At 33.2% G+C, this 9898-nt stretch carries 10 protein-coding genes; 4 read left to right on the plus strand and 6 right to left on the minus strand.

Annotated elements, in window-relative coordinates; translation table 11 throughout:
* Nucleotides 1-166: 166 nt before the first annotated feature.
* Together ACNO7W_RS11015 and ACNO7W_RS11020 are read left to right on the plus strand one after the other, a co-directional pair.
* The gene (locus ACNO7W_RS11015; RefSeq protein ID WP_417938161.1) at nucleotides 167-535 is read left to right on the plus strand and encodes a PAS domain-containing protein; all 369 of its coding nucleotides are present in this window, start codon (nucleotides 167-169) and stop codon (nucleotides 533-535) included.
* 132 nt (nucleotides 536-667) lie between these two features.
* The gene (locus ACNO7W_RS11020) at nucleotides 668-2752 is read left to right on the plus strand and encodes a response regulator (protein WP_417938162.1); all 2085 of its coding nucleotides are present in this window, start codon (nucleotides 668-670) and stop codon (nucleotides 2750-2752) included.
* A gap of 230 nt (nucleotides 2753-2982) precedes the next feature.
* On the opposite strand, the gene trxA is transcribed toward ACNO7W_RS11020, so the two are convergent.
* The 6 genes from trxA to ACNO7W_RS11050 form a co-directional block, all read right to left on the minus strand.
* Entirely contained in the window at nucleotides 2983-3285 is a 303-nt protein-coding gene (gene trxA, locus ACNO7W_RS11025) for a thioredoxin (RefSeq protein ID WP_143388646.1), read from the minus strand.
* Nucleotides 3278-3484: a hypothetical protein gene (locus tag ACNO7W_RS11030; protein ID WP_417938163.1), complete on the minus strand. Its 207-nt coding sequence runs from the start codon at nucleotides 3482-3484 to the stop codon at nucleotides 3278-3280. Before ACNO7W_RS11030 ends, trxA begins: the two co-directional genes overlap by 8 nt.
* Nucleotides 3485-3510: 26 nt before the next feature.
* Nucleotides 3511-4344: a methyltransferase domain-containing protein gene (locus ACNO7W_RS11035; RefSeq protein ID WP_417938164.1), complete on the minus strand. Its 834-nt coding sequence runs from the start codon at nucleotides 4342-4344 to the stop codon at nucleotides 3511-3513.
* A gap of 42 nt (nucleotides 4345-4386) precedes the next feature.
* Complete coding sequence (locus ACNO7W_RS11040; RefSeq protein WP_417938165.1) at nucleotides 4387-5802, minus strand: MBL fold metallo-hydrolase; 1416 nt, start codon at nucleotides 5800-5802, stop codon at nucleotides 4387-4389.
* A 217-nt stretch (nucleotides 5803-6019) separates the two neighbouring features.
* A complete protein-coding gene (locus ACNO7W_RS11045; protein ID WP_143388652.1) occupies nucleotides 6020-6808 on the minus strand; it encodes a sulfite exporter TauE/SafE family protein in 789 nt (262 codons plus the stop codon).
* A gap of 73 nt (nucleotides 6809-6881) precedes the next feature.
* Nucleotides 6882-7508: a Crp/Fnr family transcriptional regulator gene (locus ACNO7W_RS11050; protein WP_143388653.1), complete on the minus strand. Its 627-nt coding sequence runs from the start codon at nucleotides 7506-7508 to the stop codon at nucleotides 6882-6884.
* 295 nt (nucleotides 7509-7803) lie between these two features.
* Between ACNO7W_RS11050 and ACNO7W_RS11055 the strand changes: the two genes are divergently transcribed.
* Both ACNO7W_RS11055 and ACNO7W_RS11060 read left to right on the plus strand, forming a co-directional pair.
* Nucleotides 7804-8109: a rhodanese-like domain-containing protein gene (locus ACNO7W_RS11055; protein WP_143388654.1), complete on the plus strand. Its 306-nt coding sequence runs from the start codon at nucleotides 7804-7806 to the stop codon at nucleotides 8107-8109.
* 66 nt (nucleotides 8110-8175) lie between these two features.
* Nucleotides 8176-9756, plus strand: coding sequence for an NADP-dependent glyceraldehyde-3-phosphate dehydrogenase (locus ACNO7W_RS11060; RefSeq protein WP_417938166.1), 1581 nt, complete (start codon nucleotides 8176-8178; stop codon nucleotides 9754-9756).
* Nucleotides 9757-9898 lie beyond the last annotated feature (142 nt).

Genomic DNA, 9898 nt, shown 5'->3' on the forward strand with positions numbered 1-9898 from the left:
ATGCTTTAAAAGGGATGATTATGCTGGTATTCAGTGATGTACCAGAAAGTGAAGAATCGGATGAAAACACATTAAAACAAAAAAACAAAGTGTTTCCAGAAAACAAAAAGAACTAGAAGCTGAACTGATTCGTTGTAATGAAGATTTGAACAGTACTCGTGAAGAGATGCAAACCTCCCAAGAGGAACTGCAGTCCACTAATGAAGAATTGACTACTTCCAAAGAAGAGCTGCAAAGTCTGAATGAAGAATTGCAAACCGTTAATACGGAACTTCAAAGTAAATTAGTAGATTTTGAACAGGCAAACAATGACATGAAAAACCTGCTCAACAGTACTGAAATTGCTACTCTTTTTCTGGATAAGGAATTAAACATTCGCAGATTTACGGATCCGGTGACAAAAATATTTAAATTAAGGGCTGCTGATACCAAAAAAATAAACGTTGAGTTCATTAGTACGATGTATTTTATAGATAGTCATAAGGTGATTCAATGTTTTATTCATGAAATTCCAAACTCCAAACTAAAAAAATAAAAAAAGAAAAGCATATATAGTTCCCCCAATCCCATCAAGAAAAAAGGGTAATATTTAACACAGGCGGAAATTATGAAAAAAGTAGAGAATAAATCAGAAGCCATGATGATTCTTCGAAAAAAAGCTGAAGAATTGCAGAAAATTAAAGAATCAAAGTTAGATTCTAAACTTTCTGAAGTTGATACATTGAAACTTATTCATGAATTTGAAGTTCATCAGATAGAACTTGAAATGCAGAAAGAAGAACTTATACTTGCAAAAGAACAGGCTGAAGTTGCTACTGAAAAATACACGGATTTATACGATTTTGCTCCATCTGGCTATTTTACACTGACAAAAACAGGAAAAGTTACAGCACTTAACCTCACGGGATCCCAAATGTTAGGTAAAGATAGGTCTCGATTAATAGACAGTCAGTTTGGATTTTTTGTGTCCAATGATACTAAGCCAATCTTTAATCTTTTTTTAGAGAAGATATTTAACAGTACTATCAAAGAATGCTGTGAGGTTAAGTTACTATTAGACAATAATAGTATAATTAATGTTTATCTCACCGGAATAGCCACTGAGGGTAGAGAACAGGCACTTATTTCAGTTGTGGATATCACACAACTCAAATCGACGGAAAAAGCACTTAAGGAAAGTGAGGAAAGATATCGTGGATTGTTAAATAATCTTGGCGTTGGTGTTATTGTATATGCTCCGGACACTTCTATTATTTTGTCTAACCCTAAAGCATCTGAATTGATTGGATTGAGTACCAATCAAATGAAAGGGAAAATAGCAATTAATCCAGTATGGAAATTTATAAATGAAAATTATAAATCTTTAGCAATTGAAAATTATCCTATAAACCAAATTATAAGTGAGAAAAAGCCAATCAAAAATTTTATCATGGGAATTAAAAGACCTGATAATACCAGAACGATATGGCTTTTATTAAATGGATTTCCCATTTTTGATTATCATGGTGAAATAACTGAGGTAGTAACCTGTTTTATAGAAATTACGGAACTAAAGATATTGGAAATAGAATTGACAAAAGCAAAAGACCAAGCTGAAGCCGCTAATAAAGCGAAGTCAAGTTTTCTAATGAATATGAGCCATGAAATTAGAACTCCATTAAATGGAATAATTGGTTTCACTGATTTGTTAATGAAGTCAAATCTTGACAAAAATCAGTTGGAATATATGAATACCATAAATGAATCGGCAATAATATTAGCGGATATTGTAAATAATATTTTAGATTTTTCAAAAATAGAATCAGGAAAATTAGAATTAAATATTGAAGAATTGGATCTCTTTGAACTAGCACATCAGGTTATTGATCTTTTCAAGTATCAGGCCTCTTTGAAAAATATAGATTTAATTTTAAATATAGATAAAAATGTACCCCAATATGTCTTTGGTGATTCCATACGATTGAAACAGATATTAGTAAATTTAATAGGGAACGCATTAAAATTCACAAAATCAGGTCAAATCCTGCTGGATATTTATAATAAATCCAATTTTGTAAAAAAGACAGCTGCCATAAATTTTTCAGTAAAAGATACAGGAATTGGTATAAAACAGCAAAATCAGGAAAAAATATTCCAGTCTTTTGTACAAGAGGATAATTCTATAACACGCCAATTTGGAGGAACTGGTTTAGGATTAGCAATTTCAAATCAACTTTTAAGTTTGATGAATAGTAAATTAGAGCTAATAAGTAATTATGGACATGGAAGTGATTTTTTCTTTACCATTGAACTTAAGAAATCAAAACATGAGCAAGATTCAAAAGCTATTAAAAGCAATTTAAATGAGGAAAATGAAATTATCCCTTCTGAAATTTTAAATCCCATTCGAATATTAATTGTTGAGGATAATAAGATTAATATGCTTTTGATAAAAACACTCCTTAAAACAGTAATTCCTAACTGTATAATATTAGAGGCTTCTGATGGAATTGGGGCAATAAAACTGTGCAAAAAAGAGCAACTGGATCTCATTTTAATGGATATACAAATGCCAGTTAAAAACGGATATGAAACAACAACTGAAATTAGAAAATTAAAAAAAGCTGAAAAAATTCCTATTATTGCCTTAACTGCAGGAATATTGTTAGAAGAAAAAGAAAAATGTTTAGAAGCAGGGATGAATGATTACATTTCTAAGCCAATTATTAAATCAAATTTAGAATTAATTCTGCACAAGTGGTTGGATAAATAATTTTTGATTTATTGCCGGTATTTCGCGATGAAATACTTGAAAAAAATATTTATATTTTCTTTATAATAAACATATTATGCACGATCAGTCTATCAAATTTCCTACAACGTAGCGTTTAAAGAGTAACAGGTATGGGGCACATTTCAGAAACACAACTTATAAAGAAATAATGTAGGTAACCCGTAATGGTTCTTTTTACTACTCTAAATCCTGTGATTAAGATTTTTTGGTCATGGATTGCTTTTTTCTAAAATGATTTTGATTATCTCCTCTTTGGTTAATACACCGGATTGTCTCCAGAGTTGTTTACCGTTTTGAAATAAAATCATAGTTGGAACGCCTCGAACCTGATATTGACTCGAAATTTGTTGGTTTTTGTCTACATCAATTTTGATAATCGAAACACGGTCTCCCAAACTGTCTTTTACTTCTCTCAAAATAGGGCTAAGCATTTTACATGGTCCGCACCATGTAGCAAAAAAGTCTATTAAAACTGGTTTGTCTGATTTGATAATAGTGTTGAAATTACTCATCTTTATTGTATTTATTGTTTGAAATAGTACAGCCATTAGAACCGCAACCTAAATTTAAAATAACCTGAATGAAGAAAAATAACCCAAAGGCGATAAACATCCATTCTCGCAATATATAGGCTTGAGCAAATAAAAATAAGGCAAACGCCAGACGAACTAAGCGCATAACATGCCAATTTGTAAATAATAATTCTTTCATTTTTTTGAAAAAGTGAACTCGTGTTACTAACTTATTTTTTTGATTTTGTACTTTTCATCATCAGAAATTGCATTTTGTAATTCTTCAATTGCAATTTTATTTTTACTGATAATTAGTACTTCTGCAAAATTACTGCTCATACTCACATTCAATATTCCATCGATTCCTGCTAACTTTTTTGTAACAGATTGAACACTACCGTTGCAAGTAATCCCTTCCAATTCATAAACATTAACTTTGACCTTATTATTCTTTTTCAATTCGAAAAATAATTCCGAATTGGCTCTTGGTGCAATAGAATTTGGACATAAATCCATTTTTAAAAATTCAAAAGCAACTGCGAAAAGCGTCTCGTATTCTTCTTTGCTTCCGCCAAAAGGAGGACTTACTTCAAATGTTCTATTAAATAATAATCCTGCCAATTTTCCTTCATCAACTAAAAGTTGATGCATTTTCCAAACGTATTTTTGACGCATGGTAGGAGGCAAAGCACAGAAAAAAGTTTGTTCAATAATCAAATCATATTTCCCCTGATGTTCAAAGAAATCACCCAATATGATTTGAATATTGGGATTATTTTTGAACTTATCTTTTAAAACAGCAACCGGTGTTGGCGCAATATCAATAACAGTAATGTTAGTAAAACCGTGTTCCAAAAGATATTCAGCTTCATAGCTATTGCCACAACCGGGAATCAAAATTGATATGTTTTTATTTTCTATTGTATCCACATAGGTTTGTATGGGAGGCGATACTTTGCCTAAATCCCAACCTGTGGCTTTTGCTTTGTACTGGGCTTCCCAATAGGCTGCATCAAGAGATTTCTCACACGAAGCTACACAACATTTTACATCTTCCATAATTTGATTTTTTTGAAATTGTCATTGCCATTGTCATTGCTTTTATTTCAAAACTTTGCTTTGGCAAACGAAATCTGTTTTTGGCAAATTTGTTTTTGCAATAGCATTAAAACCACCTTCTATTTCAGTGAAATTTCTAAAACCGCGTGCTTCTAAAATTGAAGCCGCAATCATACTGCGATAGCCACCTGCACAATGCAAATAAAAATGTTCTTTTGGATTAATATCTTTGATCCAATCATTGATAGATGCTAATGGCTTGCTAAACGATTCCTCAACATGTTCGGCACAATATTCATTTTCTTTACGTACATCAATTACTTTGCTTTCGCCAATTTTTACTTCTTTGGCAAATTGTTCGGCTGTAATTCTATTTACGGTGTCAATTTCTTTTCCAGCTTTTGCCCAAGCATCAAAACCACCTTCCAGATGACCAATTAAGTTATCAAAACCCACACGACTCAAACGCGTAACGGTTTCTTCTTCTTGTCCTACTTCGGAAACGATTAGGATTGGTTGTTTCACATCGGCAACTAAAGCGCCCACCCAAGGAGCGAAATCGCCATCAATTCCAATATTTATAGATTGAGGAATAAATCCTTTGGCAAAATCAGTATTTTTTCGGGTGTCCAAAATCAAAGCTCCAGTTTCTTCGGCAGCGACTTCAAATTCGGTTGCTGATAAAGCGCGCATTCCCAAGTGCAATACATTCTCGAAACTTTCATAACCTTTTTTATTCATAGCTACATTCATCCCAAAATAGGCGGGAGGAGGTAATAAACCTTCGGTTACTTCTTGTACAAATTCGGCTTCAGTCATATCCGCTCTCAAAGCATAGTTAGTCGCTTTTTGGTTGCCAATGGTTGATACCGTTTCTTTACTCATATTTTTACCGCAAGCACTTCCTGCACCATGAGCCGGATATACAATAACATCATCAGCCAAAGTCATCACTTTATCTCTTAAAGAATGATACAATATTGCAGCTAATTGCTCCTGAGTCATATGTGCCGCTTTTTGGGCTAAGTCCGGCCTTCCCACATCACCAATAAATAAGGTGTCTCCGGAGAAAATAGCATGATCTTTACCGTTTTCATCAATCAATAAAAAGGTCGTGCTTTCCATAGTATGTCCAGGAGTATGCAGCACTTTTATTTTGATATTTCCAATGGCAAATTCCTGACCATCTGTAGCAGAAATACATTCAAATTCACATTTTGCATTTGGACCATAAACAATTGGGGTACCAGTTTCTCTACTCAAATCAACATGTCCGGAAACAAAATCAGCATGAAAATGGGTTTCAAAAATATATTTCAGTTTTACCTGATCGCGTTCCAGTCGGTCTAAATAAGGTTGAATTTCACGAAGTGGGTCAATTATAGCCGCTTCGCCATTTGAAGTAATGTAGTAAGCGCCTTGTGCTAAACAACCTGTATATATTTGTTCAATTTGCATGATTACAATTTTTTTTATTTTACTATACAAAGGTACTTCTGTTTTTAAGAAAAATTGGTGACTAAAGTTACACAAGTTTTTTTGATTTTAGGCAAAAATATGCTAACAGAATTCGTTCCGTTTTATTTAAATTCTAACAAAGATTGTGAGTCCTTCATTAACTATTTATAATTACAGCTGCAGGCGAATATGGATTATCAGTAGGCATGTATTGTTTTTAATGAAAGAAAATCTCTTTAGTAATAATGTAAATTCCCATGACCAGTACAAACCAGCCAAAGATTGGTTTTAGTTTAGCTCCGTCAATTTTTTTTGAAAGCTTGGTTCCCACAATCATTCCTAAAAATGCGCTACTTGAAATCCCTATTAAAAAAGGATAATTTATAGGTGTACCAATATATAAATCACCAGCAAAGCCAATAGAAGAGTTTATAAAAATAATTAGTAAAGATGTACCGACGGCTTGTTTCATTGGTAAATTAGCGAAAAACAATAATGCAGGGATGATTAAGAAACCACCACCAGCACCTAAAAAACCGGTTACAATTCCAACTATAAATCCAATTATTCCCAGTTGTATGTAATTTGTTTTTGGAGTATTCGTTACTATTTTTGTTTTGCGTATCATAGCTATAGCGGCTGCGATCATGAGTACTGAAAAAACAATCATAATCAGAAAACTTTTTGATACTTGGTAGGAAGCAATGGAGAATAGTGTTGCCGCTATTTTTGGAAAAATAACTTCCCGGATTATCAAAATAGAAAAAACGGAAGGTATAGCAAAGTATAGTGCCGATTTAATTTTAAGATTCCCCATTTTATAATGGCTAATACATCCAAATAAAGAGGTAATTCCCACTATAAATAAAGAATAACTTGTGGCTAATTCAGGTTCTATTTTAAATAAGTAAACCAAAATAGGTATGGTAAGTATAGATCCACCGCCTCCTATTAATCCCAATGAAAGTCCTATGATGATTGAAGCTAAATAGCCTAAATATTCCATTTGAAAATTTTTTAATGCAAAGGCTGCCTGGAATTTTTTTACAAACAGTACTATTTAGCTCATGGAGCGTATTTTACTTTAAAAGTTCAATATTATTGCGATGTAAAATCACTAATCCGCATTGTTCCATTTTTTTTAGTAAACGGGAAATAACTTCTCTTGACGTATTTAACTCCGATGCAATTTCCTGATGGGATAGCTTTAATTCTTTGCAACCGCAAGCATCAGCATGGCGTTTTAGATAAAATTCCAACCGCTCATCCATAGCTCTAAATGCAATGCTGTCGATTACTTCGAGTACTTCTTCAAATCGGCTGCGATAGGAACCAATTACAAATTCATACCAACTCCGGTGTTGCATCATCCATTTATCCATTAAAGGTAAAGGAATCATTATCAATTCGACATCCTCAACAACTTTGGCCATGATTTGGCTTTTTTCATTTTTCGTAGCACAAATCATAGAAATGGCACAGGCCTGACCGGGTTGTAAATAATACATGAAAAATTCACCGCCATTTTCATCTTCGCGGTAAATTTTAATTTTACCACTGATAACCAAAACGGTGTTTTTTATATATTGTCCTGTTCGCATGATGACATCACCAGCTTTGAAGGATTGAATAGTAGCATTGGCTTCAATATCTTTGACTAATTCATTAGAAAATGAAGGAAATATTTTCTTTATAGGATCAAGCATTTTGGAATTATTTTAAATTTTGGCAACAGCTATACTGTAAAAGTAGTCTAAAAACTCAAAAGATTATTGGAATTATACTATTGAAAAAACAGATTGGTTCCTGCATCATTGCGTATTGTACTTTATGCATTTCCGATGGATTTAATAGGCTATTTTTCGCAAAAATAAACGCCTAATTCATAGTTTCTTGATAGTTAATGTTTTGCGAAAACGTTTTCTTTAGAATTTTATCTAATTAACAATTGAGAGGTTTATTGTTTGGTAAAATCTTTGTATTTTTACAAAAAACAATACTATGAATTTAACACAAGAAGATTGGGTTTCTCAATTCGAAGCTGATGAAAATGCAGTAATACTTGACGTGAGAACAGAAGACGAATGCAATGAAGGAATTATAGCTAATTCCATAAATATTGATATTCACATGGGACAAGGTTTTATAAACGAAATAGAAGCTTTAGACAAAAATAAAAATTATTATGTGTATTGCCGTTCCGGAATGAGAAGTGCAAAAGCTTGCGAAATCATGAACGAACTGGGTTTTGAAAATACCTACAACTTAGTGGGAGGAATTATAGAATGGAATGGCGATATCGTTTAATCATAAGACTATGCCTTCAAGCACCACTTTTTATTAAATTTTAAATTAAAATACAACCAACCTATAATGAGTTTTATACCAGAAGAATTTCAGATTAATACGTTTCTCAATCAGGATACTTATTTAATTAATGGTGAACTAAAAAAATGGACCGGTCAAACAACTCCAGTTTTTTCTACGATTTCATCTACCGAAAAATACGAACCTACTCTATTGGGTTCTATCCCTTTTATGGGAGAAGCAGAGGCTTTAGATGCTGTTGAAGCGGCATCCGCAGCGTACAATAACGGACAAGGTTTATGGCCTACAATGAAAGTTGTGGATCGTATCAAATGCATGGAAAATTTTGTGACTCAAATGAAAACGACTCGAACAGAGGTTGTTAAGCTTTTGATGTGGGAAATCGGAAAATCGTTGGGTGATTCTGAAAAAGAATTTGACAGAACGGTAGAGTACATCTATGATACTATCGAAAGTTATAAAGAATTAAACGCCCGTAGCGCGCATTTTTCTAAAGTTCAAGGCATAAATGCCATGGTCCGTAGAGGTCCGCTTGGTGTTGTATTGTGTCTAGGACCTTATAACTATCCATTGAATGAAACTTTTTCGTTGCTTATTCCAGCATTAATTATGGGAAATCCTGTAATTTTTAAACCGGCTAAACACGGAGTTTTATTAATTTCCCCTTTGTTAGAAGCTTTCAGAAGCAGTTTCCCAAAAGGAGCAATCAATATTATGTATGGTAGAGGGCGTGAAGTCGCTTCTCCAATCATGAAATCTGGGAAAGTTGATATTTTGGCTTTGATAGGAAACAGTAAATCAGCGATTGCTTTGCAAGATCAACATCCAAACAAAAACAGATTGCGTTTGGTATTAGGTTTAGAAGCAAAAAATCCTGCGATAATCCTTCCGGACGCCGATTTAGATTTGGCTATCCAAGAATGTATTGCCGGATCTTTATCGTTTAACGGACAACGTTGTACGGCTTTAAAAATCTTATACGTGCATGAATCTATTGCTGATGAATTCAATAAACGATTTGCTGCTAAAGTTGATGCGTTAACTTTTGGAAATCCTTGGGACAAGTCAGTATTTCTTACTCCTTTACCAGAAAAGGACAAGCCTTGTTATATCCAGGAATTAATAGATGACGCTACAAGTAAAGGTGCAAAAGTTATTAATGCAAAAGGAGGAGAGCAAACAGAGAACTATATATTTCCAGCGGTTTTATTTCCTATAAACAAGGAAATGCGTGTGTATCATGAAGAGCAGTTTGGTCCGGTTGTGCCTATTATTTCTTTCAAAGATATTCAAGAACCACTAAACGATATGGCTGAATCTAATTACGGGCAACAAGTAAGTTTGTTTGGAAAAGACATCAAAACTATCGCTCCGCTTATTGATACTTTGGTAAATTTAGTTTGTAGAGTAAACTTAAATAGTTCTTGCCAAAGAGGGCCGGATGTTTTCCCATTTACTGGAAGAAAAGATTCTGCTGTGGGAACTTTGAGTATTCACGATGCGTTGCGTTCGTTCTCTATCAGAACTTTTGTTGCGTCTAAAGACAATGAATATAACAATGCTATTTTACAAGAGTTATTGAACAGCAAAGAGTCCAATTTCATTAATACGGATTACATTTTGTAAATATTAAATAATTACAATTTAAGCCGTCTCGTTCTTTGCGAGACGGTTTTTTTATGAGATTCGGATATTGAATTCGGTTTTTATTTTCAGTAAATTAAATAATGAGTTATGTTTTTTAAAATAATCACAAAAATAACATAGC

The sequence above is a fragment of the Flavobacterium sp. ZB4R12 genome (assembly GCF_048276375.1).
Classification (GTDB): Bacteria; Bacteroidota; Bacteroidia; order Flavobacteriales; family Flavobacteriaceae; genus Flavobacterium; species Flavobacterium gawalongense.